Genomic DNA, 25,738 nt, shown 5'->3' with positions numbered 1-25,738 from the left:
ACAGGGCGGCCACAAGGCCGCCCTGTTCGACATCACCTAAGCATTGGCTCAGGCCTTGGCGGCCGGGCGCGAGTTCGAGCGGCGGCGCTGATTGCCGGCGGCGTGATCGCCACGGCTTTGCGGCGCATAACCGTTCGGCCGCGCCGACCCGGCCGGCTTGCCCTGGCGCGGTGCACGCGACTGGCGCTGCCCGCCACCACCGCCACCGCCACCCTGTTTCGGGCGTGGCGCGCCGGCATCCAGACGCAGCGGGGCGGAGGGCTCATAGCCGGCGATCGGCGTGATCGCGATGTCCTGCTTGAGCAACTTGCGGATATCGAACAGCAGACCGCTTTCGTCATGGCTGACCAGCGAGATCGCCAGGCCTTCCATGCCGGCGCGACCGGTGCGGCCGATGCGGTGGACGTAGTCTTCGGCTACCGACGGCAGGTCGAAGTTGATCACGATCGGCAGCTGCTCGATGTCGATGCCGCGGGCAGCGATGTCGGTGGCCACCAGCACGGTAACGCGACCGCTCTTGAAGTCGCTGAGCGCACGAGTGCGCGCATTCTGGCTTTTGTTGCCGTGGATCGCGGCACTGCGCAGGCCCGAAGCATTCAGAAAAGTCACCAGCTTGTCGGCGCCATGCTTGGTGCGGCTGAACACAAGCGACTGGCGGCGACTGTCGACCGAGAGCAGGTGCAGCAGCAGGTCGCGCTTGCGCGAGGTATCGACCGGATGCACCTGGTGGCTGACCAGGGTGGTGACGGTATTCGGCGCCGAGACCGAGATCTCGCGCGGGTTGTGCATGAACTCCATCGCCAGCGTCTTGATCGCCGGTGCGAAGGTGGCAGAGAACAGCAGGGTCTGGCGCTTCTTCGGCAGCGTGGCGAGAATCCGCTTCAATGCCGGCAGGAAGCCCATGTCGAGCATGCGATCGGCTTCGTCCAGCACCAGCGTTTCCACGGCGGACAAGTCCAGCGTGCGCTGCTGCATGTGGTCCATCAGCCGGCCAGGCGTGGCGATGACGATGTCGACGCCGCGGCGCAGCGCGTTGATCTGCGGACCCATGCTGACGCCGCCGAAGATGGTGGTGGCGCTGACCTGCATGTGCTTGCCGTAGTCGCGCAGGTTCTCATGCACCTGGGCCGCCAGTTCGCGGGTCGGAGTGAGCACCAGCGCACGAGGGCGGCGGGTCATGGTCTGACCGGCGGTGGACAGCTTCTGCAGCAGCGGCAGCGCGAACGCGGCGGTCTTGCCGGTGCCGGTCTGGGCAGCGGCGAGCAGGTCGTGACCTTCCAGCGCGGGCGGAATGGCGGCGGCCTGGATCGGGGTGGGCTGGGTGTAGCCGTAATCGGCAAGCGCACGCAGCAACGCGGGCGCAAGGCCCAGCGAATCAAAAGACATGTAACACTCCTGAGCAACCCGGAGTGTTCATACCGTGTTGCAAACTAAGGGAAAGGGGCGGCATACACCGCAGCAATCAGAGCGACTGCGCCGACAAGTATAGCGGGACAAGGGCCCGGCGTCTGCATGGGCCGCGATCAACCTGAACAGAGTCGTTTCCGAGGGGGCATGAAGCCGCCTCAGCGGTGCGCGCGCGCCACGATCAGATAGCTGTTGTACGGGGTGCGTCCGCGCAGTGATTCGATGCACACGTCAAGCCCGGCATCTTCCAGCGGCCTGCGCAATTCGGCCGCCGTGGGATAGTGCTGCGCACCGCCGGGAATCCAGCCCGAGACGCGCAGGAAGAACTCCTCCACGCGGGTGGCATGAAAGCGCCAGTTCGGTTCGCGCAGCACGCTGCGGATGACCAGACAGCCGTCGGGCGCCAGGTGCCCTGCGGCTGCCTGCAGCAGGCTGCGTTGTCGCTCGGCGCTCAGATAGTGCAGCACGTCGAGCAGGGCAACGTGGCCGCGCACGGCGGGGAGTTCATCTGCACCGGCATGTTGCAGGTTCACCACGGCGTCGAGTCCGCCGCGATGTGCCGCACTCTGCGCAGCAAGGATCTTGCGGCGATCGTGGTCAAGCCCGACGTACGGCTGCACATGTCCCAGGGCATTCAGATACTGACCGAGCAGGCCGAGGCCGCAACCGATGTCCAGCAACGGCAACGGGGTGCCGGCGATGGCCGCCGCGGTGGCGGCATACGCGGGGTCGACGCGGAGCTTCCAGCGCACATGGCCTCGCTGCAGCCGGCCGTCGTAGCGCCTGGCGATAATTTCGTGGGTGGTGCGATCCATCCTGATCCTGCGTGACGGCGGATGCTGGCAGCCTAGGTCATCGCATGCGGATGTGCCATCGGCCGTCGCATGGTCGCGGTTGCGCGGCTGGGCACTGCGGCGTCTACGATATGGCCTCGTGCCATGTGTTCCGGGGAGAGTCCAGATGTCGCTGCTTGCACCTTTGCGTGAACTCGGTTCCACCCAGCGGCACACGGTGCTGGCCAGCTTTCTCGGCTGGACCCTGGACGCCTTCGATTACTTCCTGCTGACCTTCGTCATCGTCACGGTGGCTAAAGAATTCGAGGTGGGTACGGCGCAGATCACCTATGCGCTGTTCCTGACCCTGGCTGCACGGCCGCTGGGCGCGCTGCTGTTCGGACGGCTGGCCGACCGCTTCGGACGGCGGCCGATCCTGATGCTCGACGTGATCCTGTTTTCGGTGTTCGAGTTCGCCACGGCGTTCTCGACGTCACTCACCATGTTGCTGGTACTGCGCTTCCTGTTCGGCATCGCGATGGGTGGCGAGTGGGGCATCGGTGCGTCGCTGGCGATGGAGTCGATACCGGCGAAGGCACGCGGCGCGGTTTCGGGCCTGTTGCAGAGTGGTTATCCCTGCGGCTTTTTCCTCGCCGCGCTGGCGAACTGGCTGCTGGTTGACCACATCGGCTGGCGCGGCCTGTTCGTGGTCGGCGCGGTTCCGGCGCTGCTGGTGCTGTACATCCGCCGCAAGGTGCCGGAGTCGGAGGTATGGAAAGAAGGCGCGCGTGCTGCCAGCCGACCCGGTCTGTTCGAAGCGATGCGCGGGCGCTGGAAGCTGGCGATCTACCTGATGCTGCTGATGATGGCGTTCAACATGTTCAGCCATGGCTCGCAGGACATGTACCACACCTTCGAGGAAACCAGCCTGCATCTGCCCACGGGTTCGGCGGCGGCCTTCGTACTGGTCGCGTTGCTCAATCTGGGGGCGCTGGTGGGTGGGCTGTATTTCGGCGCGTTGTCCGAACGGATCGGTCGACGCAAGGCCATGATGATTGCCGCGTTGCTGGCGATCCCGGCGATTCCGTTGTGGATGTATGGCGGCTCGTTGATCCTGCTGGGCATCGGCGCGTTCCTGATCCAGGTGATGGTGCAGGGTGCCTGGGGCGTGGTGCCGACGCATCTGAACGAGCTGTCGCCGGTGGCGGTGCGCGGCACCTTGCCCGGATTCGCCTATCAGATGGGCAACCTGCTGGCAGCCGTCACCGCCACGGCACAAACGTGGCTCGCGCAGTGGCATGGGGGCGATTTCGCGTTCGCGATGTCCCTGTGGATGGTGCTGGTGGCCTTGTTGCTGGCCTTGCTGTTGTGGCTGGGGCCGGAGGCGCGCGGCGTGCGTTTTGGTTCGGCCGAGCGATCACCCTGAGCCGCGGCCACGGTTTCCGCCAGCTGCTAGAATCCGCCGTTTGATCCCCATCGACGAGACAGGCAATGAAGGCTGGCAAAGACAAGGTCATCGCAATCCATTACACGCTGAAGGTGGATGGCGAAAAAGTGGAAAGCTCGCACGATCGGGACGAGCAACTGTGGATCCTGCTCGGCCACGGTCAGCTGATCCCCGGGCTGGAAACCGCACTGGACGGCCATGAGCCCGGCGACACGCTGTCGGTGGACGTGGCTGCCGCCGACGGCTACGGCGAGCGCCAGGAAGGCCAGATCCAGCGCATGTCGAAAAAGTATTTCCCGCAGGCCAATCGCCTGAAGCCGGGCATGACCACCGTGCTGCAATTGAAGGAAGGCGGCCAGCGCGCGGTGACCGTGCACAAGGTCGGCATGAGCACGATCGACGTGGACGTCAACCACCCGATGGCTGGCAAGACGCTGCATTTCGACGTGACGGTGGGTGACGTGCGCGACGCCACCGAGGAAGAGATCCAGCATGGCCATGCGCACGCGCCCGGTGCCGAAACACATTGAGGGTGCGTGCATCGAGTAGACCAACGGCGCCCTTGGGCGCCGTTTTTTTGTTCCCGCGCCCGTGGGCAGGGCGGTGGAATCGTCGGATGCTCCGCTCCGTTCATCCGGTCACGCGAAGCGGTCGCAAGCCTGCTCAGTCCAGCACCCGCTTTCCATAAGCGAAGTGATCGCCCCAGTACGGCCCGTCGATGTCGTCCAGCCGTACGGTTCCGCCGCTGTTCGGCGCGTGCACGAAGCGGCCCTTGCCCACGTAGACCCCCACATGGCTGATGGCGCCGTCGATATCGAAGAACACCAGGTCACCGCTTGCCAACTGGGTCATGCGGCGCACATTGCGGCCGCCCATTGTGGCCATGTCGTGCGATGTACGCGGCAGCTTGATGCGCGCGGCAGTGCGATAGATGTAATCGACCAGGCCGCTGCAATCGAAACCGCCCGCCGGCGTGTTGCCGCCCCAGCGATACCGTGTGCCGACCAGCCCGATCGCGCGAAACAGGATGTCGTTCGCCTCACCTGCGCTGGCGGCCGAGGGCGCCCGGGGAGGCAGGTCGGCCAAGGCTGAGTGCGAAGTCCTGAACGTGGGTTGGCGATGCGGGCTGCCGGCGCACGCGGCCAGCAGCACAGGCACCAGGCATGGCAGCAGCCGCCAGGCCCAGCGCTTCAGTGCGGGCAGGGCGCCGCGGCTCGGAGGATCCGGATAACGCATGGAATAACCTCGGCGGAAGTTGGGCCGAGGTTATCAAATCAATAACTTGTATGGAAGTTTTCAGAAACTGGACGAGCCCTTGGGCGGTGCGGGGGGCAACGGAGCCAGGCTGAATTTCACGGGGACGCGCGCATGGCCTTCCACCGCCTTGCCGTGCCTTGTCGTGGGATGGAAATGCCACAGCATCGCGGTATCGGTGGCAGCCTTGACCAGGCTCGCGGCGACTTGCGGCGCAGGCTCGGCCCTGACCGTGCGCGGCTTGCCGTCGGCACCCACCAGAACGTCGAGGATGACCGTTCCCTGCTGGTTGTTCTTGATCGCATCCGCCGGGTAATGTGGCTGGATCAACGTGTTGTAGCTGAGGTCGGCGGATGCGGGCTGATCGGGCTGGGCAGGCACCAGGGCCTGCGTCGCAAACGCGCCACCCGCCATCATGGCCGCCATTGCGATGAAACCGAGCCGGCGACGCAGGGTGCCGGGACGATGACGCTGGATCATGTTCAGTCGCTCCTTCAGTTGGGGCTCGGACAGCCAGGGAATCAGCACCGGGGCGATGTTCATGCCGGCGCTGTGCAGCAAGGTATGTGCATATTTCCTTTCGTCCTGCGGCGCGCGGCGCAATACGCGGTCGTCGCACGCCAGTTCCTGATCCAGCCGCAACCGGGGCAGTGCCAACCAGACCAGCGGATGGAACCAGAGCAGGGCCGCGGCGAGGTCGGCCAGCAGGCTCCACCACGCGTCGCCGCGACGCAGATGCGCGAGTTCGTGCTGAAGCATCAGCCGCCGTTCGTGGGCATCGAAGCGGCCCAGGAAATCCGGCCGCAGCAACACCCGGCTGCGTGGCGCCCACAACACGGCCGGGCCTGCCGGATGCAGCCGCAAGCGGCCCGGGTCCAGATCACCCAGGTCCGCCTGCAGCGCACGCAGCATCCCGGCAGGCAGTGGGTTGCTCTGCCTCAGCACGCGTTCGTAGCCCAGCGCCAGCCGCAGCACGCATCCAAGAACACCGATCAGCCAGAGCAGGGTGACCCCATGCGGAGTGGACCCGGCAGGCAAGATCAGTTCGTCGATTGCGGTCGACGCAGGCAAAACCAGCAAGCTGGGAGCCGTTGTCCAGGTTGCAGGCGGCGACGGCAACCACGGCAGCAACGCCAGCAGCGGCGGCAACAACCACAATGTGAACGCCGGCCCGGCACCGAACGCCCGACGGGCCGGCTTGCGCAGCGCCAGCACCAAGGCCAGCCCGAGCGTCGCGTAGACCAATATGCCGGGCATCGTCAGCGCGACCTCTTCTCGATCGCGTCGAGCAGCTTGCGCAGCTCGGCGACGTCCTTCGCCGACAGCGCTTCATGCTGGCTGAAATGCGTCAGCAAGGGCGCGATCTTGCCGCCGAAGACGCGGTCCAGCAGGCTGCGGCTTTCCTGAAGCTGCCAGGCCTCTCGACCCAGCAACGGGGAATACAGAAAGCGGCGGCCGTCCTTCTGCGCGCTCACGGCACCCTTGCGGAGCAGGCGGTTGAGCAGGGTGCGGATGGTCTTGCCATGCCAGCCGGTGGGTTGCTGCAGGGCGGCGACGATGTCTTCCGAGCTTTGCGGCGCACGTTGCCACAACACCCCCATCACCCGGCTTTCCGCATCGCTGATGGAAACCTGTTTGTCCGGCATGTCGCCCGCCCCAAGGATTACATATGTAGTCTTCGCCGAACTATAGCGCCAGCGGCGACTTTCGCAACACTTTTCTCAAAGCAGTGGTTGTGATGCGGAGCCAACGGCGAGAGCGCTTGCGCCCGATACCAGCCAAATCTAATCTGGCGGCGGGTAACGCATGGGAGCAAGTCATGCATCGGTGCCTGTTTACGGTCCTGGGAATCCTGGTTGCGATGGCGTGTGTTGAAGCGCGCGCAGCGCCGGCGCCGCCGCCGGCGCCGCAAAGCCTGCTTGGCGATCTGCAACCGCTGAAGCAGGAGCTGTCCCGTTATACCTATCTCGTCGGGGCGATCCCCGGATTGTCGAAGAGCGACCAGCCGATGGCCCAGCAGTTGCTGGCGTCCGCCGAGGCGGAGCTGGGGCTGTACAGCGAGGCCGTCCGCGATTTTCCGCTGCGCACCCTGCTGCCCGCCGGTCTGACGCTGCCAAACGCGGCAGACTGGCATGGCGTGGATGCGGCCGATGCGATCGTGGCATTGGCCCGTGATCGCCGCCTCGTGATGGTGAACGAGGCGCATCACGATGCGCACACGCGGGCGCTGACCCTCGCCCTGCTGCCGCGGCTGCGCGCCATGGGGTTTACCCACTTTGCCGCCGAGGCTCTCGACGAACGCGACGCCGGCTTGATGCAGCGGGGCTATCCGGTTCGCCGCAGCGGCAGCGAGTACCTCCGCGAGCCGCTATATGGCGACATCGTTCGCGAAGCCATCCGGCTCGGCTACATCATCGTTCCCTACGACACGGACGGAACGCCGCAGGCGCGGGAAGACGGTCAGGCCAAAAACCTGTACGAACGGGTCTTCGCCGGGAATCCCCACGCCAAGCTTTTTGTCCATGCCGGTTACGCGCATATCGACAAGCAGCGAGGCCGTCTTGGCCCGGTCGAGCCGATGGCCATGCAATTGGCCAAGCTGAGCGGGGTCGAAGCGCTATCCATCGACCAGACCGACATTCGGGAAGAGAACCCCCGCAGTGAGGAACTGGCCTACCACGCTTTCCTGCACGCGCTGAAAAAATTCGAGACCATACTGCAGCCGATGCAGCCGCGCTTCGGTTCGGGCCCCGGTGACGTGCCGCAGCGGCCTGCCTCGGACGCTTACGCCCACCTCATCGCCGAGTTTCATCCGGCCCATGCCATCGTGTTGCTGCGGAATGCCGACCAGGTTCCCTGGAGCGCCCGGCCCGGTGTCTACGACCTCAACGTGATCCTGCCGCCGGCGAATACCGTCTCGTCCGATTACTCGCAGGGTCCGATCGTGCTGAATATCGATCATCGCAGGACGGCAATCCTGCCACCGGCAAATGGCGGACATCGGCCTGACTGGCTCCCGCTGGGCGATCAACGGATAGCGCTGCCGATCGACAGCGGATTCTGTGCGGGAAACTATCCCTGCATGGTCGAGGCGGACTATGCCGCCGAGTCAGCCGACGCTGTCGCGGCGGACCGCTACGTGTTCCTGCAGAAGGCGAAAAACAGCCTTTACCTGCGGCCGGGCAGGTACCGGCTGCGCACCGTCAATGTCGGCGGACACACGCTGGACGAACGCGACATCCGGATTGCGCAGCCCTGATCGACAGGGTTTCGTCCCGCCTGCATGGAATGGCGCACGCTATCGCGAGTGGACTTCGATCTCCTGCTCGGACAGCGTCTTGCCGCGGATGTCCCAGGCGCGCAGGCGGTAGCGACCCGGCCGCAGATACAGCTTGCTCACCGTATCCCCCTGTATGAAGGTGTAGCGATCGGCAGCGATCGCGTCGTCCGATTCACCCGCATATAGCGCTTCGACGACACACGGCGTGGTGACCTTGCAAAGCGTGGTACTCACGGCGTACGGAAAACGCTCATCGTGCAGGGTGAGCCATTCGGGACGCTGCGTGTTGACGAAATGCGCCAGCATATTCTGATTGCGTACCATGTCGTGCACGATCGTCGAAGGCTGCACATAGCCGCTCTCGACCGCTCCGAGGCCCGAGGTTGGCAGGATCACGTTGACATCGTACTGCTCCGGGTGGGCGCTCCACGGCTTGTTGCTGGCCCGGTTGAGCAATACGGTGGGACCGTCGGGTTTGAACACCTCGACGAGTTTCCGGTAGGCATCCGCTTCGCTCGGGATCTGCTCGCGGAACTGGGTCTGGTCGATCGACAGCGGCGTAATGCCGGTCAGATTCTGCAACTGCATCGCCATCGGTACCGTGCCGCCCAGGCGACCAGTGGCCTTGTCGATGTGCGCATACCCGGCATGCACGAACAGGCGGGCATCGGGATCCTTGGCAAATACCTTCCGATTGAGATTCTCGGCCTGGCCGAGTTCGCGTTCCTGCGTGGTGCCGCTGTCCACGTCGTAGGACACCACCTTGAAGCCCAGCTTGAGCGCCCGCCGCACGATGTCGCCGTACGATGGTTCGCGCAGATACTCGGTGCCGCTGCTCTTCACCGGATAGCCGCGTCGCTTCAGCTGCTCGTCCTTGTCCAGCAGCGCTTCGGCAGCGAAGTAGTTGAAGCCCAGTGCACGAAGGCGTGGCAGCAGGGCGAGCGTGAGCTGTCGAGTGTGCGCGTCATGGTGCGCCTCGTTGATCAACACCACGCGACGATCAGTCGCCATGCCGGCGATGACTTCGACGGCATCGGCTGACCTCCACTCTGCTGCGGTGGGCAGCGTGGTGTCCGCGGCGGTGTGGCTCTTCAGCGGGAAATCGCGGAGTGCCTCGTTGTACAGGCCAAGTTCGTCCTCGGTGGAGGCGAACATCTGCATCGCCAGTGCGTGGTCGGATTCCGGGAGATCCTGCATCGTCTTGACCAGATAGACATATCGGGCCAGGTCGTTGGGCTGCCGGTTCAGCGCGTGGAACATCGAGACAGCCTCGGGGCTGAACTTCTGCGCCGCGGCCGCTGGTACCAGCAGGGCGCCGAGAAAGAGCAGGGTGGAAAACCTTCGGAACGACATTCGGATCGGCATGCTCGGACCCCCTGGATGGTTCGCAGCTAGCGTGCCCGCGAAGCGGTCGCCAGGCAAGCACCCGGCGTCGCTCCTGCCGATCCAGCGCAGCGCGGTGAGCGCGACCGGTTTTGCGGCTGTCTCGGCGCCATCTGTGCCACCGCTGCCGGCGTGCGCTAGATTCGGAGCGTCCACGAGGGCATTGCGATGGCCACAAGTCATGACCTGATCGTTCTGGGCGCCGGGTCCGGTGGCCTGGCGACCGCTCTTCGAGCCGCCCAGCATGGTGCCAGGGTGGCTTTGCTTGAGCCGGCGGCGCTGGGCGGCACCTGCGTGCATCGCGGCTGCGTGCCGAAGAAGGCGCTGTGGTTCGCCGCGCAATGGGCGCAGGCGCAGCAGTTTGCGGTCGATGTCGGGTTCGCTTCGCGGCCGGGTCCGTTGGACTGGGAGCAGTTCCGCCAGGTGCGTGCACGATATATCGACGCGATCGACCAGCGCTACGCGCAGCGTCTGCATGATGCAGGCATCGAAACAATCCGCCAGGCCGGCCGCTTCGTCGCCGCGGACGCGATCGAGCTGACCGACGGCAGCCGCCTGCATGCGGCGCACATCGTGATCGCCACCGGCGCCGGTCCGCGCACATTGCCGTTGCCGGGGTTCCGGCTGGGCATGGTCTCCGACGACGTCTTCGCGCTGCATGCATTGCCACGGCGGGTGGCGGTCGTGGGCGGCGGCTATGTGGCGATGGAGTTCGCCAGCTTGCTGCGGACGTTCGGCAGCGAGGTGCAGGTGCTGGCGCATGATCGCCTGCTGGAAAGCTTCGACGCTGAGATGGTGGCTGCGCTACAAGGCCTGATGGAAGCACAAGGCATTCGCTTCGCCATGCGCAGCGCGGTGCAGACGGTGCACCGTGGCGACGACGGCATCCTGATCGGCGACGCCGTGGCCGGTTCACGCGGACCGTACGATGCCTTGCTGTGGGCGGTCGGCCGCGTGCCTGCCACAGAAGCGCTGCAGCTCGCCGCTATCGGCGTGGCGGTCGACGACCGCGGCCATGTACAGACCGATGCATGGCAGGACACCAATGTGGAAGGCGTGCATGCGATCGGCGACGTGACCGCGCGCAAGGCGCTGACGCCGGTAGCCGTGGCGGCCGGCCGCCGATTGGCGGATCGGCTTTTCGGCGGCCAGCCGGATGCCCGGCTCGACTACGCCAACATTCCCGGCGTGGTGTTCTGCACGCCGCCGCTGGGCATGGTCGGCCTGACCGAGGAAGCGGCTCGCGAGTTGCACGGCGACGCGGTCATCGTCCATCGCGGCCGCTTCGCGCCCATGCAATGGGCGTTGGCCGGCAGGCAGGGGCAAAGCTTGATGAAGCTGGTCTGCGTTGGCGACGACGAACGCGTGCTCGGCATCCATGCGCTGGGCCCGGGCGTCGACGAAATGCTGCAGGGCTTCGCCGTGGCGCTGAAGCTCGGTCTGCGCAAACGCGACCTGGAAGCGACCGTGGCGATCCACCCCAGCTCGGCCGAGGAGCTCGTGCTGCTGGACTGAGTACAATGATGCGCATGGACAATTTCACCTTGCATCGCGGCCAGGTGCCGCTATTGATCAGCCTGCCGCACGACGGCAGTTTCATCCCTGACGAAATCGCCGCGCGGATGCACCCGGCAGCCCGCCGCTCGCCGGATACCGACTGGCATGTCGGCAGGCTGTACGAACCGCTCGCGCGGGCGCTGGGTGCCAGCGTGCTGAAGCCGTTGATGTCACGTTACGTCATCGACCTCAACCGGCCTGCCGACGGACATTTGCTGTATCCGGGGCAGCGCGAAACCGGCCTGATACCCACGATCGGGTTCGACGGAGAACCGCTGTACCTGGACGGAGAAGCCCCAGACAGCAGCGAAGTTCAACGGCGGATGAATGATTTCTGGCAGCCTTACCACCAGGCGCTCACGCACGAACTTGCGAGGCTCTGCGCGGAGCACGGCAGGGCGGTGCTGTGGGAAGGCCATTCCATCCGCAGCCACGTGCCGATGTTGTTCGACGGCCGGCTGCCGGACTTCAACCTCGGCACGGCCGCGGGAGCAAGCTGTGGCGCGGCGCTGCAATCGCGGCTGCAGGCTTGCCTGGAATCGCAGTCGCGCTTCAGTTTTGCGGTCAATGGCCGCTTCCAGGGCGGCTACATAACCCGTCATTATGGCGACCTCGCGGCGGGTGTGCAGGCTGTGCAACTGGAGCTTGCGCAGCTCAATTACATGGACGAAGCGAGTTTCGAGTACGCCGCGGAGCGGGCACCGGCGGTGCAGGAACTGATCGGCCGGATGCTGCAGGTTTGCCTCGGCTAGACGCAAGGTTTTGCGCGCCTGCCCGCACGGGATGAAAGTCAATATCTTGCGTGCGGCGGCTGCTTGAACATTCGCTTTTGCGTTCAGCGGCGGTATGCGGTTTTCGCCGCATTGTCGATGCGTCGCGCCACCCGAGTTGCCGGGTTCCGGCCGGGTTCGCGATACCTTGAGAGGCCCGACATCATGATCCGTAAACTTCTGGCTGCTTCCCTGATCGTTGCCGGCATTGGACTTTCCGGTTTCGTACTGGCTCAGGCAACAACTCCGCAGACCACCCCGGCACCGCAGGCAGCTTCCGCAGCTCCCGCCGCATCGGCCACAGCGGCCAGTCCCACCATGGCTGCGAAACCGAAAACCCATCATCGCAAGCGTCACCATCACAAGGCGTCCACCGCTCCGGCGTCCGCCGCCCCGGCGTCCGCCAGCACCGCGGGCTGAGCCCTGCCGGGCAATACCTGAGTCGAGACCCCGCCGGTGCAGATCGGTGGGGTTTTCTTTGGCGATTGCTTGAACCCGGCTCAGTCCGAGGCCGGCCCGAGCGCCGCAGTGCATTTCAGTTCGATGGCGATTGGCGTCGGCAGCGCGCTGATGCCCAGCGTGGTGCGGCAGGCGTCGACTCCGGCGAAATATTCGGTATACAGCCGGTTGTAGATGGCAAAGTCGCGCCGCATGTCGGTCAGGAACACGGTCACGTCGACCAGGTCGCTCCACGCTGCGCCGCTTGCTTCCAGCACCGCGCGCACGTTCGCGAACACCTGCCTGCACTGCGCCTCGATGTCATAGCTCAGCAGCCGGCCGTCCACGTCATGCACATTGCCCGGGATCGCGTTGTCGCCAGGGCGGCGCGGGCCTACCCCGGAAAGGAACAACAGGTTGCCGACGCGACGCGCATGCGGATAGGCGCCGACGGGTGCGGGTGCGGTGTCGGTGCGGATGCTGCGGCTCACCCGGATGTCTTCCAGCGTTCGGCGAGGTTGGCCAGTGCCGTCTGATAGGCCTCTTGCAACTGTTCGTGACCACGGACATCCAGGCCGAGGTCATGGATGCAGCCGTCGTCCAGGCCATAGATCCAGGCATGCACGGCCAGCGGCTGACCCCGTTCCCAAGCCTCGCGCACCACCGTGGTATGGCACACGTTGAGTGCCTGCTCGATGGCATTCAGTTCGCACAGGCGGGCCTGGCGCACCGCGAAAGCCTGCGCCGGGTCGAGCTTGTCGGCGTGCTTCATGGCGATGTCGTCGATGTGCTTGAGCCAGTTGTCGATCAGGCCCAGACGGGAATGCTTGAGTACTGCGCCGACACCGCCGCAGCCGTAGTGGCCAACGACGAGGATGTGCTTGACCTCGAGCACGTCCACCGCGAACTGGATGGTGCTCAGCGCGTTGAGGTCGGTGTGCACCACCACGTTCGCCACGTTGCGGTGGACGAAGATCTCGCCGGGTGGCAGGTCGACGATCTGGGTCGCCGGGACGCGGGAGTCGGAGCAGCCGATCCACAGGTACTTCGGTGCCTGCTGTTGCGACAGGTGCTCGAAGAAGTGCGGGTCCTGCGCGGTGACGCTGGCGGCCCAGCGCCGGTTGTTGGCAAGCAGGTCTTTCAGTGAGTTCATCGACAATCCCGTAGGGGTGTTCAATAGCGTATGCAAATGTTTTTCGGCTCGGTGAAGAAGTGCAATGCGTCGGTGCCACCCTCGCGGCCGAGGCCGGATTGCTTGGCGCCGCCGAACGGCGTGCGCAGGTCGCGCAGCAGCCAGCAGTTGATCCACACGATGCCGAACTCGAGCTGGCTGGCGAGCCGATGAGCGCGCGACAGGTCCTGCGTCCACAGCGAGGCGGCCAGCCCGTAGCGGCTGTCGTTGGCGATCGCCAACGCCTCGGCTTCGTCCTCGAACGGGATGAGGCTGACCACCGGGCCGAAGATTTCCTGCTGGTTGGTCTGTGCCGCGGATGGCAGGCCTTCGATCACGGTCGGCGCGATGAACCAGCCGTTGGCGCAGCGCCCGAGCAGGGTGATCGCCTCGCCGCCGCACAGCACGCGGCCGCCTTCGGCTCGAGCCTGCTCGATGCAGCCGAGCACCTTGTCGTAGTGGGTCTTCGAGACAATGGCACCGAGGTCGCTGCCGGCGTCGGCCGGATCGCCGACGCGCAGTGCCTGCACGCGGGCCAGGTAGCGCGCGCGGAAGGCTTCAAGGATCGACCGCTGCACCAGCAGACGCGATCCGCACAGGCAGATCTCGCCCTGATTGGCGAAGCCCGAGCGCACGATGGTGTCCAGGTTCACATCGGAAAGGTCGGCGTCGGCGAACACGATCGCCGGATTCTTGCCGCCCATCTCCAGCGAGACCTTCTTGAACTGCGCCGCCGTCACGCCGGCGATGCGGGCGCCGGTGACCGTACTGCCGGTGAAGGAGATCGCCTTCACCAGCGGGTGTTCGGCGATGGCCTGGCCGACCGTGGGGCCACGGCCCTGCACGATGTTCAGCACGCCAGGCGGAAAGCCGGCCTCGATGCTCAGTTCGCCGAGCAGCGCGGCAGTGCAGGGCGTTACCTCCGAGGGTTTGGCCACCACCGTGTCGCCGGCGGCGAGCGCGGGCGCGATTTTCCAGGTGAACAGGTACAGCGGCAGATTCCACGGGCTGATGCAGCCGACCACGCCGAGCGGCTGGCGCAAGGTGTAGTTGATCGCGCCGGTGCCGGCTGCGCCGGTTTCCATGGCGTGCGACTGGCTGCCCCAACCGATGATCGCCGCCGCGAAGTAGCGCAGGTTGCTTACCGCACGGGGAATATCGAGCCGTCGCGCCAGGCTCAGCGGCTTGCCGCTGTCGCGCGATTCAAGTGCGGCGAATTCTTCCAGCCGTGCTTCGATCAGATCGGCCAGGCGCTGCAGCAGACGGGCGCGTTGCTCGATCGGAGTGCTGGCCCAGTTGGCCGCCGCGCGTCCAGCCGCTTCGACTGCGCTGTCGACATCGAATGAGTCCGAATCGGGGCAGCTCGCAAATACCGCCCCGCTGGCTGGTTCATGCACATCGAGCCAGGCATCGTGGTGGGGCGCCTGCAGGCGACCGTCGATCAGATTGGCTAAGCGCGGGATAGACATCTGCGCAAGCTTAAAACCTGCGTGCCGCAATTGCACCGGCTCCGGGAGCAACGTCAGCCGCGATGCCCCCCGCGCGGCCGGAACGCACCGCGATTGAACTCGCTTCCACGGCGACGATCCGCTCAACTCAACGCGCGCGTACGGCCGCCGTCCACCGCGATGCTGACGCCGTTGACATAGGCGGCGGCGGGGGTGCACAGGAATGCGATCACCGCGGCCACTTCGCTGGCCTCGCCGAAACGGCGGGCGGGGATCGTGGAGATCAGATCCTGCGCGACTTCGTCCTCGCTTTGATGCGCGGCAGCCGCCTTTGCGGCGAGCAGGCTGTCGAGGCGCCCGGTGCGCGTATAGCCGGGCAGCACGTTGTTCACCGTGATGCCATCGGCAGCCAGTTCGCCGGCCAGGGTCTTGGCCCAGCCGGCGACGGCAGCGCGCACGGTGTTGGAAACGCCCAGTCCGGCGATCGGTTCCTTCACCGACGTGGAGATCACGTTGACGATGCGGCCGTAGCCGCTGGCGCGCATGCCGGGCAGCAACGCCTGAAGCAGCGCATGGGCACCGAGCAGATGTTGCCGGAACGCGTTCTCGAACGCAGTCGTGGCCGCCGTGTTCGCCGATCCGCCCGGCGGCCCGCCCGTGTTGTTGATGAGGATATGCACGGGCGCGCTGGCGGCGATCTCCAGGGCGGCAGCACTGACACTGCTGGTGTCCAGCATGTCGACGCTGCGCCAGTCGTGGCGCTGCCCGGCGAAGGGGCGCGGCAGGCCCCCGGCGACCGTCTGCAGCACATCGGCAGAGCGCGCCAGCAGGGTGACGCTGGCGCCGAGTTCGGCCAGTTCGATCGCGCTGGCGCGGCCGATGCCTTGCGAGGCGCCGCAGACCAGCGCGTGGCGTCCGCTAAGATCCAGTTGCATGGGCTTTCCTCGGGTCAGTGCAGCAACAGGCGCATGGCGAGCGCCGCAAACCAGCACAGCCAGCCCAGCCATGGGCCGTAACGCCAGACTTGGCGCCAGCCATTGATGGTTGCATCGCCCAATGCGGGCAACACGGGCGAGCGCAGCACGTGCTGCATGCGGATCCAGGTGCGGAAGGCCGAAGCTCTGCCGTGGTCAGGCTCGGCAATGACCTGCCAATGTTCGGGATAGCGCTTGCGCAGCAGCCCGGCCAGCCGGAACTGGGCCAGGTAGGACATCAGGAACAGGCCGACGCCACCCACCAGCAAGGCGAGATACAGGACGATCACGGCGATCGGGTGTGACTGGCGGCCGGGTCGCTATCACCCTGGGCGCCACTGCTGGTGCTCCAGGGCAGCGGCAAGGTGGCACGCAAGGTGTTGAGCAGGCCATCGCCTTCGGACGCCTTCTGGCAGATCGCGCTATCGATGGTTTTCTTGTAGGTCTTGTTCATCATGCCGACCCACAGCGTACCGTCGGGGCCATGAGGAATGCTGAAGCTGCCGGCGGAGTTCATCTGCAAGGTCGCGGCGCTGCTGTTGGAGATCGACGCGGGCGATTGTTCCCAGTAGGTCTTGCCGGACTGCTGTTCGGCGGAGCTGTAGACCAACAGGTAGCGAGTCTTCGGATCGGTCACCTTGAGGCTGCCGAACGCGCCGGTGGTTTCGTCGCTCCAGCCCATGTGTTCGCACAATCCGATGTCCTCGGAATGGATCGGCTGAAAGCCTTCGTCCAGCAGCACGATGGTGGGAGCGAACAGATAGCTGGCGTGCAGCCAGCGACCATTCAATTCCGATTTCAGGGCGACCTGGTACGGCAGCTTCACGTCGGCGGGCAGGCGAAAGGCAAGAAAATAGCTGTGCACGCCGTTGAGGTTGGCGACCATGCTGCCGCTGCCCAGCGTGAACTTCTGCGGTTGCCACGGCAGCATGGAGCGATAGGAGAAATCGGCAAAGCTGCTGCAGCACGGCGTGGCCTGCAGCAACTGCTGCCGAGCTTGCTTGAGTGCGCCGGCCGCGTTCTCCGCTGGCGGCCGCAGGTTGGGCGGGATCAGCGCCTTGGCGTTATGGCATCCCGCCAACAGAGCGGTGAGGGCCAGGGCAGCGGCGATGGCGGCGAAGCGATACGGCATGGCAGGCAGGGTACTCAGAATTCTGCGGTTCCCGCAGCGCGCGGGTAGGGGATGGCATCACGGATGTTGGCCAGGCCGCAAATGTAGACCAGCAGGCGCTCGAAGCCGAGACCGAAGCCGGCATGCGGCACGGTTCCGTAGCGGCGCAGGTCACGATACCAGCCGTAGGTGGCGGGATCGAGCCCGAACTGGACCATGCGCCGGTCGAGATAATCCAGCCGCTCCTCGCGCTGGCTGCCACCGATGATCTCGCCGATGCCCGGCGCCAGCACGTCCATTGCCGCGACGGTTCTCCCGTCATCGTTCAATCGCATGTAGAACGCCTTGATCGCCTCGGGATAGTTCATGACGACCACGGGACGGCCAATGTGTTTCTCGGCCAGATAGCGTTCGTGCTCGGTCTGCAGATCGATGCCCCAGGCCACCGGATACTCGAATTTCTGTCCCGATTTCTGCAGGATCGCGATGGCGTCGGTGTAGTCGATGCGTTCGAACGGCTGCGCGACGAACGCTTCCATCCGGCTGATCGCGTCCGGCTGCACGCGCTCGGCGAAAAACGCCATGTCGTCCGGGCGCTCGTCCAGCACGGCCTTGAAGATCGCCTTGAGGAAACCCTCGGCGCAGTCGGCGTTGGCGGCGAGATCGGCGAATGCGATCTCGGGCTCTACCATCCAGAACTCCGCCAGGTGGCGCGGAGTGTTGGAGTTCTCGGCGCGGAAGGTGGGGCCGAAGGTATACACCTTGCTCATCGCCAGGCAGTACGCCTCGACGTTGAGCTGGCCGGACACGGTGAGAAATGCCTCGCGGCCGAAAAAATCCTTGCGGAAGTCGATCTTCCCGTCCGGTGTGCGCGGCAGGTTGGCGAGGTCCAGCGTGGACAGCCGGAACATGTCGCCGGCGCCCTCGGCGTCGGAGGTGGTGATGATCGGCGTGTTGATCCAGAAAAAGCCCTGCTCGGTGAGGTGGCGATGGATCGCCGTCATCATCGTGTGGCGCACACGGGTGATTGCGCCGAACAGGTTGGTGCGCGGGCGCAGGTGGGCGACCTCGCGCAGGAACTCCATCGAGTGCTGTTTGGGCTGGATCGGGTAAGTTTCCGGATCGTCGACCAGGCCGGTGACGATCAGCTCGCTCGCCTGCAGCTCGAAACGCTGGCCCTTGCCCTGCGATGGCACGAGGGTGCCGCTGACGATCACGCCGGCACCGGCGGTGAGGTGCCTCACCTCGCTCTCGTAATTGGCCAGCGTGGCTGGTACCACCGCCTGGATCGGGTCGAAACAGGAACCGTCAGTGACGTTGACGAAAGACAGACCGGCCTTGGAATCGCGGCGCGTGCGTACCCATCCACGCACCGTCACCGTGCTGCCGGGCTCCTCCTTGCCGGACAGAGCCTGTTTTACGCTCACTAACGTCGGGCTGACCACGGCCATCGTTGAAACTCCTGCTGATGCACCGCATGTCGGCGCAAGAATGAACGGCGTGCGCACCGCGGCGCGCAGGCCCAAACCGGCATGATAATGTAGCCGTTGCCCGCGCCGCGACTTTCCGGGCGACTCGAATCAGGTTGAATCCATCGTCATGAGCATCACCATCACTCCCGCCGCCCATGAACGCATGAGCCATTTCCTGGCAGGCACGCCGGCCGCCGCAGGTGTGCGTTTCGGGGTCAAGCGCACCGGCTGCTCCGGCTTTGCATATGTCGTGGATCTGGCCGAGTCGATCGACGAAGGCGATCAACTGGTGGAAGTGGACGGCCTGCCGTTGATCGTCAACGACAAAAGCCTGGCGATGGTCGAGGGCACGGTGATCGACTTCCAGCGGCAAGGCCTCAACGCCAGCTTCGTGTTTCACAACCCCAACGCCACGGGCGAATGCGGTTGTGGGGAGAGTTTCACCGTCAGCTGAGTCGTGTTGCATCGCCGGTCATGTATTTCAACGACTTGCGTGACTCTGGGGCGGCATCGTACAATCCCGCTTCTGTCTGCACGCGTTCAGGTGTCGGCAGGACACTTGCCTCACCGCATCGGCGGGAGGCTGCAAGGCCGCAAGGCCGCATCCACAAGGAGTCAAACCCCAATGACCCTGCGTCATTACGAAGTTGTGTTCATGGTCCATCCCGACCAGAGCGAGCAGGTTCCGGCCATGCTCGAGCGCTACAAGGCGCTGATCGAAACCGACGGCGGCAAGATCCATCGCCTGGAAGACTGGGGCCGTCGTCAGCTGGCCTACCCGATCGTGAACCTGGCCAAGGCACATTACGTGCTGCTCAACATCGAAGTCAGCCAGAACGCGCTGAACGAGCTGGAGTCGGGTTTCCGTTTCAACGACGCGGTGCTGCGCCACCTGGTGATTCGTCGTGACGAAGCCGATACCGAACCGTCCTTCATCCTGAAGTCGAAGGAAAAAGACGACGCCAAGTCCACCCGTCGCCGCGATGACGACAGCGATGGCGAAGGCGAGGGCCGCCCGCGTGGGCGTGACCGCGATGACAACGATCGCGACAGCGACGACTGATAGGAACCCAGACCATGTCCAAGTTTTTCCGCCGCCGCAAGTTCTGCCGCTTCACTGCCGAAGACGTGAAGGAGATCGATTACAAGGATCTCAACACCCTGCGCCAGTACGTCACCGAGAACGGCAAGATCGTGCCGAGCCGCATCACCGGCACCAAGGCGCGCTATCAGCGTCAGCTGGCCACCGCGATCAAGCGCGCCCGCTTCCTCTCGCTGCTGCCGTACACCGACAACCACGACGTCTGATCGCGGGCTGCCACAGCCTCGTGCTGTGGTGGCGGTTTCGCCCGGCTACGGCCGGACGCGACTTCAGAACACCCTTCGGACAACCGTCCTCTGGCTGCGCCGGGCCACACCGGTGCTAACGAACAGGAAAGCATCATGGAACTCATTCTTCTGCAAAAAGTCCGTGGCCTCGGCACGCTCGGCGACAAGGTCGTCGTCAAGCCGGGTTATGGCCGCAACTTTCTCCTGCCGCAGGGCAAGGCCGTTCGCGTCAATGCCGCCAACCTGGCGGCGTTCGAGCAGCGTCGCACCGAGTACGAAGCCAAGGCCAGCACGGCGCTGGCTGACGCGGAGGCGCGCAAGGCCAAGCTGGCCGATGCTTCGGTGACCATCTCCGCGCATGCCAGTGCGGAGGGCAAGCTGTTCGGTTCGGTCGGTCCGCGCGACATCGCCGAAGCGCTGGCTGCCGCCGGCCATGCCGTCAACAAGGGTGAAGTGATCCTGGGCGAAGGCCCGCTTCGCAACACCGGCGAGTACGACGTGGTGGTGAGCCTGCATGCCGACGTGCAGACCACGGTCAAGGTGATCGTGGTCGGCGACAAGTAAGCCGATTGCATGTGATACCAGGAACGGGCGCCGCAAGGTGCCCGTTTTTTGTGGAAGCGGCTCGTTTCCATCGAGCACGCTGCCGTGCGCTCCGGATCGAGCCCGGCGCGCGGCTGGGAGAGGACGGAAGCAGAGGGCTCCCGCGACGCCGCTGTCCGCTCTTATCCCCCGTCATCCCCAGCTTATCCACAGACTTGTTGTCTCGACGGGTGAGACGGCGCCGCGCATGATGGGTGTCGGTATGACCACCCGCACGATGTCGGCGCCAAGCGGGTCGGTCGTGGGGGCAATTCTCCTGAGGTAAGTCGATGTCCTTCGTGCCCGAACGCAAACCTTCGTCTCCCGCCATCGAGGCGCTGCGCGTGCCGCCGCATTCCATCGACGCCGAACAGGCGGTGCTGGGTGGCCTGATGCTGGCGCCGGATGCGCTGGACAAGGTGGCCGACAGGCTGGCCGAGCAGGATTTCTACCGCAAGGACCATCGGCTGATCTGGCGGGCGATCAACGAACTGGCGAACAAGGGCATGCCGTGCGATGCGGTGACCCTGGGCGACTGGTTCGACAGCAACGGTCTGGCCGAGATGGTCGGCGGCGCCAGCTACCTGATCGAGCTGGCCAACAGCACGCCGAGCGCGGCGAACATCGCGGCGTATGGCGATATCGTGCGCGAGAAGTCGGTAATGCGGCAGCTGATCGACGCCGGCACCTCGATCACCGAGGACGGCTATCGGCCCGAAGGCAAGAGCGTGCAGGAGGTGCTGGAAAGCGCCGAGCAGCGCGTGTTCCACATTGCCGAATCCGGCGCGCGCGGCAAGAAGGACTCCGTTTCGATGCGCGAGGCGGTGAAGGATGCCTTCCGCCTGCTCACCGAGCGCTACGAGAATCGCGGCCAGCTGACCGGCATCACCACGGGCTTCAATGACCTGGACAATCTCACCTCGGGTCTGCAGCCGTCCGACCTGATCATCGTGGCGGCGCGCCCGTCGATGGGCAAGACCGCGTTTGCGCTGAACATCGCCGAGACCGCCGCGCTGCGCAGCAAGAAGGCGGTGGTGGTGTTCTCGATGGAAATGTCGGCCTCGCAGCTGGCGTTCCGCCTGATCTCCTCGGTCGGCCGCATCCATCAGCAGCACCTGCGCAATGGCGATCTGCAGGAGGAAGACTGGCCGCGCGTCTCCAACGCGATCTCGATCCTGTCCGATGCCAAGATCTTCATCGACGACACGCCCAGCCTGTCGCCGGTGGAGTTGCGCTCGCGCTCGCGCCGCCTGCATCGCGAGCATGGCGGGCTGGGTTTGATCGTGATCGATTACCTGCAGCTGATGCAGGTGCCCGGCAACAAGGAGAATCGCGCCACCGAAATTTCAGAAATCTCGCGTTCACTCAAGGGCCTCGCCAAGGAGTTGAACGTGCCGGTGATTGCCCTGTCGCAGTTGAACCGTTCGCTGGAACAGCGCGCCGACAAGCGCCCGATGATGTCCGACCTGCGCGAATCCGGCGCGATCGAGCAGGACGCAGACGTGATCATGTTCATCTATCGTGACGAGTACTACAACAAGGAATCGCCCGACAAGGGCATGGCCGAGATCATCATCGGCAAGCAGCGCAACGGCCCCACGGACACCTGCAAACTGACCTTCCTCGGTCATTACACCAAGTTCGAGAACTACGCGCCGGACTCGTTCGTGGGAAGTTTCGATTGAGAGCCGGGAAACGGGGGTCGGGAATGCCGATTCGGAACTCCTGCAAGGCGACGCGTCTCTGCACCCGCTCCCATGCGCGCAGCTCGAAGGAGCGGTCCGGGGGGAGGGGAGCGCTCCTGCCTCAGCCTCCAGCAACATCCGGCGCCCGCGTGTTCCGCGGTTGCCGATGCCCCATGCGGGACGTCCGGCCGTCATGAGTCGCGCTACCGTAGCCACCATCCATCTCGGCGCCTTGCGCCACAATCTGGCGCGGCTGAAGATGCTGGCCGCGCCTGCGCAAGTGATGGCGGTGGTCAAGGCCGACGCCTATGGCCATGGGCTGGAACGGGTCGCCCGCGCACTCGATGGCGAGGCAGAAGCGTTCGCGGTGGCTGCGCTCGGTGACGGCCTGCGCCTGCGCGCAGCGGGGCATCGCCAGCGCATCGTGGTGCTGTCCGGCCCGGATACGGCCCGCGACATCGCCGAGATGCAGCGGCTGCAGCTGGACGCGGCGATCCATCACGACGTGCAACTGCAATGGCTGGCGCAAGCCGACCCGGCGCGCGGACGTCTGCGCACCTGGCTGAAGATCGACAGCGGCATGCACAGGCTCGGTTTCGCCCCAGAGCGGGTGGCAGCGGTGCATGCGCAACTTGCGGCCACGCCGGGCGTGGATCCGGATATCGGCTTGCTCACGCACTTCTCCGATTCCGAGGTGTTCGATGGCGGGCAGACGCCGGCGCAGATTGCCCGCTTCGCCGAAGCAACACGGATGTTCGGCGGCCCGCGATCGCTGTCCAACTCCGCGGCCGTACTCGGCTGGCCCGACGCGCGTGGCGACTGGGTGCGTACCGGCGGACTGCTGTACGGCTTGTCGGTGGTCGACGGCAAAAGCGGCGCCGACTTCGGCTTCCGTCCGGCAATGACGCTGACAACGCGCCTGATCGCGATCAACCCGATCAAGCGCGGCGAGCGGGTCGGCTACAACGGCACCTGGATCTGCCCCGAGGACATGCCGGTCGGCGTGGCCGCCGTCGGCTACGGCGACGGTTATCCGCGCAGCGCCATCGCCGGCACGCCGGTGCTGGTGGGCGAGCAGCGCGTGCCGCTGATCGGTCGCGTCTCGATGGATCTGATCACGCTCGACCTGCGCGACGCGCCGGCCGCGAAAATCGGCGATCGCGTATTGCTGTGGGGGCCGGAACTGCCGGTCGAACACATTGCCGCACAGTCCGGCACGATCTCCTACGACCTCACCTGCGGCATGACCCGGAGGGTGCTGTTTGTGGAAGACGAAAGCTGACGAGACCCTGCGCCAACGCGTCTCGCGGTTTGCGCCAGTCGCAGGCTAAGCTCACCGCTATCATCAGCATCGACAGGAAAACCGCATGGCCAAGGCCAAGACTGCCTACGTCTGCACCGAGTGCGGTGCCGAGCACAACAAGTGGCAGGGTCAATGTGTGGAATGTGGGGTGTGGAACACGCTCAGCGCGATCGTGCTGACGCCGGCATCGGCAGCCGTGTCGTCGGTCGGCGCGCAGCGTTCCAGCTATGCCGGCAACGCCGCGGGATCGGCGCGGATCACGCCGCTGACCGAGGTGGCGCTGACCACCGAGGCGCGCACACTGACCGGCATCGGGGAGCTGGACCGGGTGTTGGGCGGCGGCCTGGTGCAGGGCTCGGTGGTGTTGATCGGTGGCGATCCCGGCATCGGCAAATCGACCCTGTTGCTGCAGATGCTCGGCACACTGGGTGCGCACCTGCCCAGCGTGTATGTCACCGGCGAGGAATCGCTGTCGCAGGTGGCTTCCCGCGCGCAGCGCCTGGGCCTGCCGCTGGAACCGCTGCAGGCGCTGGCCGAGACCTGCATCGAGCGGATTCTCGAACAGGCCATGACGACCCGCCCGCGCGTGCTGGTGATCGATTCGATCCAGACCATCTGGACCGAGCTGCTCACCGCCGCGCCCGGCTCGGTGTCGCAGGTGCGCGAGTCCGCGGCCAAGCTGACCCGCTTCGCCAAGGAGACCGGCACTTCCGTGTTTCTGGTCGGTCACGTCACCAAGGAGGGCGGTATCGCCGGCCCGCGCGTGCTCGAGCACATGGTCGATGCAGTGCTCTATTTCGAGGGCGAATCGGGCTCGCGCTTTCGCATCCTGCGCGCGTTCAAGAACCGCTTCGGTGCGGTCAACGAGCTGGGCGTGTTCGCGATGTCGGACAAGGGCCTGCGCGAGGTGCCGAATCCGTCGGCGATCTTCCTGTCCTCGCATGCGGGGCCGACCTCGGGCAGCGCGGTGATGGTGACGCGCGAGGGCAGCCGGCCGCTGCTGGTCGAGGTGCAGGCGCTGGTCGATCAATCTTCCCTGGGCAATCCGCGCCGCTTCGCGCTGGGGCTGGATCAGAACCGCCTGGCCATGTTGCTGGCGGTGCTGCATCGGCACGGTGGCGTGGCGGCCTACGACCAGGACGTGTTCGTCAACGTCGTCGGCGGCATCCGCGTGCAGGAAACGGCGGCCGACCTGCCGGTGGTGCTGGCGGTGTTGTCGAGCCTGCGCGATCGGCCGTTGCCCGAACAGGCCATCGTGTATGGCGAGGTGGGCCTGTCGGGCGAGATCCGCCCGGTGCCGAATGGCGAGGAGCGTCTGAAGGAGGCGGCCCACCACGGCTTCCGCCGCGCGATCGTGCCGAAGGCGAATGCACCGAAGAAGGGCAGGGTCGGCGAGATGGAGGTGGTCGGGGTGGAGCGCTTGAGCGAGGCGATCGACGCCTGCCGCTGAACGGCTTCAGGCCATCGAGCGATGCAGGATCACTTCGAGCACGAATTTCGAACCGAAGAACGCCAGTACCAGCATCGCCATGCCCAGCAGGGTGAGGTTGACCGCGCTGCGTCCACGCCAGCCGTGGCGCCAGCGGCCCCAAAGCAGGGCGCCGAAAATCAGCCAGGCAACAATGGTCAGCACGGTGGTATGCACCAGATGCTGCGCGCGGATGTTGGCGATGAACAACAGGCCGCTGAGCAGGGTCAGGGTAAGCAGGGCGAAACCGACACCGATCAGGCTGAAGAGCAGGGACTCGGTCTGGGTAAGCGGCGGCAGAGCACGGATCAGCCGCCCGGGCCGATGCGTGCGCAGGGCACGTTCCTGCACGGACAGCAGGATGGCCAGCACCGCGGCGATCGACAACAGGCTGTAGGCGAGCAGGGCGATCACCACGTGCAGCTTGATCTGCCAATCGATCGGCACCGGCGTGGTCGCCGGTGCGAGAAAGACATCCAGCGCCAGCAGCAGCGCCGCCAGCGGAAACACGATCACGCCAAGTCCGGCAACCGGCCGCGACAGGTTGACCAACAAGGTCAGCGCCGCGACCACGCAGGCTACCAGCGACAACGCCGCAAAGAAATGCAGATCGACCCTGCCGCCATGCGCACCCAACAGGACGCCGGCATGCAGCAGCACGGCCAGGGTCGCGGTGCCCAGGCCCAGGCGTCGAGGCGTGCGCGGGCAACCGGTCAACGGTGCTGCCAACAGGCTGGCGGCGCCGATGTACAGCGCGATGGCAAGGATGGAAGGCAGGGTAAGTGACATGACGCGCAAGTGTCGCACAGGGCCGATCGTGGCGTGAATGCGCACCGGCGGCCATCGAGCACTTGCAATATTTAGATATTTGTCTAAATATATAAAC

At 65.4% G+C, this 25,738-nt stretch carries 26 protein-coding genes; 12 read left to right on the top strand and 14 right to left on the bottom strand.

Annotated features, from left to right (window positions below):
* Positions 1-48: 48 nt before the first annotated feature.
* Both ACFPME_RS15630 and ACFPME_RS15625 read right to left on the bottom strand, forming a co-directional pair.
* Positions 49-1,386 carry a DEAD/DEAH box helicase gene (locus ACFPME_RS15630; protein ID WP_377306581.1) on the bottom strand — a complete coding sequence of 446 codons (1,338 nt, stop codon included), beginning with the start codon at positions 1,384-1,386 and terminating at the stop codon, positions 49-51.
* 179 nt (positions 1,387-1,565) lie between these two features.
* Complete coding sequence (locus tag ACFPME_RS15625; RefSeq protein ID WP_377306580.1) at positions 1,566-2,222, bottom strand: class I SAM-dependent methyltransferase; 657 nt, start codon at positions 2,220-2,222, stop codon at positions 1,566-1,568.
* A gap of 145 nt (positions 2,223-2,367) precedes the next feature.
* Here ACFPME_RS15625 and ACFPME_RS15620 point away from each other — a divergent pair, with 145 nt between their 5' ends.
* Together ACFPME_RS15620 and ACFPME_RS15615 are read left to right on the top strand one after the other, a co-directional pair.
* Complete coding sequence (locus tag ACFPME_RS15620; protein WP_377306579.1) at positions 2,368-3,606, top strand: MFS transporter; 1,239 nt, start codon at positions 2,368-2,370, stop codon at positions 3,604-3,606.
* Positions 3,607-3,671: 65 nt separating this feature from the next.
* On the top strand, positions 3,672-4,157 hold the full coding sequence (locus ACFPME_RS15615) for an FKBP-type peptidyl-prolyl cis-trans isomerase (protein ID WP_377306578.1): 486 nt from the start codon (positions 3,672-3,674) through the stop codon (positions 4,155-4,157).
* A 133-nt stretch (positions 4,158-4,290) separates the two neighbouring features.
* On the opposite strand, the gene ACFPME_RS15610 is transcribed toward ACFPME_RS15615, so the two are convergent.
* From ACFPME_RS15610 to ACFPME_RS15600, 3 genes are read right to left on the bottom strand one after another with little or no spacing between them, the layout of a single operon-like run.
* On the bottom strand, positions 4,291-4,863 hold the full coding sequence (locus ACFPME_RS15610) for a C40 family peptidase (RefSeq protein WP_377306577.1): 573 nt from the start codon (positions 4,861-4,863) through the stop codon (positions 4,291-4,293).
* Positions 4,864-4,923: 60 nt separating this feature from the next.
* Positions 4,924-6,138 (bottom strand): TonB family protein, encoded by a 1,215-nt coding sequence (locus ACFPME_RS15605; protein ID WP_377306576.1) that lies wholly within the window; start codon positions 6,136-6,138, stop codon positions 4,924-4,926.
* Positions 6,139-6,140: 2 nt separating this feature from the next.
* The gene (locus ACFPME_RS15600) at positions 6,141-6,527 is read right to left on the bottom strand and encodes a BlaI/MecI/CopY family transcriptional regulator (RefSeq protein ID WP_377306575.1); all 387 of its coding nucleotides are present in this window, start codon (positions 6,525-6,527) and stop codon (positions 6,141-6,143) included.
* A gap of 215 nt (positions 6,528-6,742) precedes the next feature.
* Here ACFPME_RS15600 and ACFPME_RS15595 point away from each other — a divergent pair, with 215 nt between their 5' ends.
* Positions 6,743-8,140: a hypothetical protein gene (locus tag ACFPME_RS15595; protein ID WP_377306573.1), complete on the top strand. Its 1,398-nt coding sequence runs from the start codon at positions 6,743-6,745 to the stop codon at positions 8,138-8,140.
* A 39-nt stretch (positions 8,141-8,179) separates the two neighbouring features.
* On the opposite strand, the gene ACFPME_RS15590 is transcribed toward ACFPME_RS15595, so the two are convergent.
* Positions 8,180-9,526 (bottom strand): hypothetical protein, encoded by a 1,347-nt coding sequence (locus ACFPME_RS15590; protein WP_377306572.1) that lies wholly within the window; start codon positions 9,524-9,526, stop codon positions 8,180-8,182.
* A 186-nt stretch (positions 9,527-9,712) separates the two neighbouring features.
* Between ACFPME_RS15590 and gorA the strand changes: the two genes are divergently transcribed.
* Both gorA and hutG read left to right on the top strand, forming a co-directional pair.
* Complete coding sequence (gene gorA, locus ACFPME_RS15585; RefSeq protein WP_377306571.1) at positions 9,713-11,059, top strand: glutathione-disulfide reductase; 1,347 nt, start codon at positions 9,713-9,715, stop codon at positions 11,057-11,059.
* A gap of 14 nt (positions 11,060-11,073) precedes the next feature.
* On the top strand, positions 11,074-11,853 hold the full coding sequence (gene hutG / locus ACFPME_RS15580) for an N-formylglutamate deformylase (RefSeq protein WP_377306570.1): 780 nt from the start codon (positions 11,074-11,076) through the stop codon (positions 11,851-11,853).
* Between the two features lie 518 nt (positions 11,854-12,371).
* On the opposite strand, the gene ACFPME_RS15575 is transcribed toward hutG, so the two are convergent.
* The 7 genes from ACFPME_RS15575 to asnS form a co-directional block, all read right to left on the bottom strand.
* Positions 12,372-12,800, bottom strand: a complete 429-nt coding sequence (locus tag ACFPME_RS15575; protein WP_377306569.1) for a RidA family protein — start codon at positions 12,798-12,800, stop codon at positions 12,372-12,374.
* Positions 12,797-13,462 carry a carbonate dehydratase gene (gene can, locus ACFPME_RS15570; RefSeq protein WP_377306567.1) on the bottom strand — a complete coding sequence of 222 codons (666 nt, stop codon included), beginning with the start codon at positions 13,460-13,462 and terminating at the stop codon, positions 12,797-12,799. Before can ends, ACFPME_RS15575 begins: the two co-directional genes overlap by 4 nt.
* Positions 13,463-13,482: 20 nt before the next feature.
* A complete protein-coding gene (locus ACFPME_RS15565; protein WP_377306566.1) occupies positions 13,483-14,949 on the bottom strand; it encodes an aldehyde dehydrogenase in 1,467 nt (488 codons plus the stop codon).
* 122 nt (positions 14,950-15,071) lie between these two features.
* Positions 15,072-15,863: an SDR family oxidoreductase gene (locus ACFPME_RS15560; RefSeq protein ID WP_377306565.1), complete on the bottom strand. Its 792-nt coding sequence runs from the start codon at positions 15,861-15,863 to the stop codon at positions 15,072-15,074.
* A gap of 14 nt (positions 15,864-15,877) precedes the next feature.
* Entirely contained in the window at positions 15,878-16,192 is a 315-nt protein-coding gene (locus tag ACFPME_RS15555; protein ID WP_377306564.1) for a hypothetical protein, read from the bottom strand.
* The gene (locus ACFPME_RS15550) at positions 16,189-17,034 is read right to left on the bottom strand and encodes a MalM family protein (RefSeq protein WP_377306563.1); all 846 of its coding nucleotides are present in this window, start codon (positions 17,032-17,034) and stop codon (positions 16,189-16,191) included. The genes ACFPME_RS15555 and ACFPME_RS15550 overlap by 4 nt, the downstream gene beginning before the upstream one ends.
* 14 nt (positions 17,035-17,048) lie before the next feature.
* Positions 17,049-18,464, bottom strand: a complete 1,416-nt coding sequence (gene asnS / locus ACFPME_RS15545; RefSeq protein ID WP_377306562.1) for an asparagine--tRNA ligase — start codon at positions 18,462-18,464, stop codon at positions 17,049-17,051.
* A gap of 148 nt (positions 18,465-18,612) precedes the next feature.
* Here asnS and ACFPME_RS15540 point away from each other — a divergent pair, with 148 nt between their 5' ends.
* The 7 genes from ACFPME_RS15540 (at position 18,613) to radA (ending at position 24,834) form a co-directional block, all read left to right on the top strand.
* Entirely contained in the window at positions 18,613-18,939 is a 327-nt protein-coding gene (locus ACFPME_RS15540) for a HesB/IscA family protein (RefSeq protein WP_377306561.1), read from the top strand.
* A gap of 171 nt (positions 18,940-19,110) precedes the next feature.
* Entirely contained in the window at positions 19,111-19,548 is a 438-nt protein-coding gene (rpsF, locus tag ACFPME_RS15535; protein ID WP_377306559.1) for a 30S ribosomal protein S6, read from the top strand.
* Positions 19,549-19,562: 14 nt separating this feature from the next.
* A complete protein-coding gene (gene rpsR, locus ACFPME_RS15530) occupies positions 19,563-19,793 on the top strand; it encodes a 30S ribosomal protein S18 (RefSeq protein ID WP_007081973.1) in 231 nt (76 codons plus the stop codon).
* A 135-nt stretch (positions 19,794-19,928) separates the two neighbouring features.
* Complete coding sequence (gene rplI, locus ACFPME_RS15525; protein WP_377306558.1) at positions 19,929-20,378, top strand: 50S ribosomal protein L9; 450 nt, start codon at positions 19,929-19,931, stop codon at positions 20,376-20,378.
* Positions 20,379-20,686: 308 nt separating this feature from the next.
* Positions 20,687-22,081: a replicative DNA helicase gene (locus ACFPME_RS15520; protein WP_140650073.1), complete on the top strand. Its 1,395-nt coding sequence runs from the start codon at positions 20,687-20,689 to the stop codon at positions 22,079-22,081.
* Positions 22,082-22,274: 193 nt separating this feature from the next.
* Entirely contained in the window at positions 22,275-23,363 is a 1,089-nt protein-coding gene (gene alr, locus ACFPME_RS15515) for an alanine racemase (RefSeq protein WP_377306557.1), read from the top strand.
* A gap of 85 nt (positions 23,364-23,448) precedes the next feature.
* Positions 23,449-24,834 carry a DNA repair protein RadA gene (gene radA / locus ACFPME_RS15510; protein ID WP_377306556.1) on the top strand — a complete coding sequence of 462 codons (1,386 nt, stop codon included), beginning with the start codon at positions 23,449-23,451 and terminating at the stop codon, positions 24,832-24,834.
* Positions 24,835-24,840: 6 nt separating this feature from the next.
* Here the strand turns inward: radA and ACFPME_RS15505 are convergent, their stop codons facing one another.
* Positions 24,841-25,641 (bottom strand): cytochrome C assembly family protein, encoded by an 801-nt coding sequence (locus tag ACFPME_RS15505; protein ID WP_377306555.1) that lies wholly within the window; start codon positions 25,639-25,641, stop codon positions 24,841-24,843.
* Positions 25,642-25,738: the final 97 nt, after the last annotated feature.

This window comes from Rhodanobacter umsongensis (genome assembly GCF_042654965.1).
Taxonomy (GTDB): domain Bacteria; phylum Pseudomonadota; class Gammaproteobacteria; order Xanthomonadales; family Rhodanobacteraceae; genus Rhodanobacter; species Rhodanobacter umsongensis.
Note: the sequence above shows the minus strand (reverse complement) of the source record. Positions and strands in the feature narration are given on the sequence as shown.

Coding starts and splice junctions, on each gene's coding strand:
- ACFPME_RS15630 (WP_377306581.1), bottom strand. CDS start 1,386: ATGTCTTTTGATTCGCTGGGCCTTGCGCCCGCGTTGCTGCGTGCGCTT.
- ACFPME_RS15625 (WP_377306580.1), bottom strand. CDS start 2,222: ATGGATCGCACCACCCACGAAATTATCGCCAGGCGCTACGACGGCCGG.
- ACFPME_RS15620 (WP_377306579.1), top strand. CDS start 2,368: ATGTCGCTGCTTGCACCTTTGCGTGAACTCGGTTCCACCCAGCGGCAC.
- ACFPME_RS15615 (WP_377306578.1), top strand. CDS start 3,672: ATGAAGGCTGGCAAAGACAAGGTCATCGCAATCCATTACACGCTGAAG.
- ACFPME_RS15610 (WP_377306577.1), bottom strand. CDS start 4,863: ATGCGTTATCCGGATCCTCCGAGCCGCGGCGCCCTGCCCGCACTGAAG.
- ACFPME_RS15605 (WP_377306576.1), bottom strand. CDS start 6,138: ATGCCCGGCATATTGGTCTACGCGACGCTCGGGCTGGCCTTGGTGCTG.
- ACFPME_RS15600 (WP_377306575.1), bottom strand. CDS start 6,527: ATGCCGGACAAACAGGTTTCCATCAGCGATGCGGAAAGCCGGGTGATG.
- ACFPME_RS15595 (WP_377306573.1), top strand. CDS start 6,743: ATGGCGTGTGTTGAAGCGCGCGCAGCGCCGGCGCCGCCGCCGGCGCCG.
- ACFPME_RS15590 (WP_377306572.1), bottom strand. CDS start 9,526: ATGCCGATCCGAATGTCGTTCCGAAGGTTTTCCACCCTGCTCTTTCTC.
- gorA (WP_377306571.1), top strand. CDS start 9,713: ATGGCCACAAGTCATGACCTGATCGTTCTGGGCGCCGGGTCCGGTGGC.
- hutG (WP_377306570.1), top strand. CDS start 11,074: ATGGACAATTTCACCTTGCATCGCGGCCAGGTGCCGCTATTGATCAGC.
- can (WP_377306567.1), bottom strand. CDS start 13,462: ATGAACTCACTGAAAGACCTGCTTGCCAACAACCGGCGCTGGGCCGCC.
- ACFPME_RS15565 (WP_377306566.1), bottom strand. CDS start 14,949: ATGTCTATCCCGCGCTTAGCCAATCTGATCGACGGTCGCCTGCAGGCG.
- ACFPME_RS15560 (WP_377306565.1), bottom strand. CDS start 15,863: ATGCAACTGGATCTTAGCGGACGCCACGCGCTGGTCTGCGGCGCCTCG.
- ACFPME_RS15550 (WP_377306563.1), bottom strand. CDS start 17,034: ATGCCGTATCGCTTCGCCGCCATCGCCGCTGCCCTGGCCCTCACCGCT.
- asnS (WP_377306562.1), bottom strand. CDS start 18,464: ATGGCCGTGGTCAGCCCGACGTTAGTGAGCGTAAAACAGGCTCTGTCC.
- ACFPME_RS15540 (WP_377306561.1), top strand. CDS start 18,613: ATGAGCATCACCATCACTCCCGCCGCCCATGAACGCATGAGCCATTTC.
- rpsF (WP_377306559.1), top strand. CDS start 19,111: ATGACCCTGCGTCATTACGAAGTTGTGTTCATGGTCCATCCCGACCAG.
- rpsR (WP_007081973.1), top strand. CDS start 19,563: ATGTCCAAGTTTTTCCGCCGCCGCAAGTTCTGCCGCTTCACTGCCGAA.
- rplI (WP_377306558.1), top strand. CDS start 19,929: ATGGAACTCATTCTTCTGCAAAAAGTCCGTGGCCTCGGCACGCTCGGC.
- ACFPME_RS15520 (WP_140650073.1), top strand. CDS start 20,687: ATGTCCTTCGTGCCCGAACGCAAACCTTCGTCTCCCGCCATCGAGGCG.
- alr (WP_377306557.1), top strand. CDS start 22,275: ATGAGTCGCGCTACCGTAGCCACCATCCATCTCGGCGCCTTGCGCCAC.
- radA (WP_377306556.1), top strand. CDS start 23,449: ATGGCCAAGGCCAAGACTGCCTACGTCTGCACCGAGTGCGGTGCCGAG.
- ACFPME_RS15505 (WP_377306555.1), bottom strand. CDS start 25,641: ATGTCACTTACCCTGCCTTCCATCCTTGCCATCGCGCTGTACATCGGC.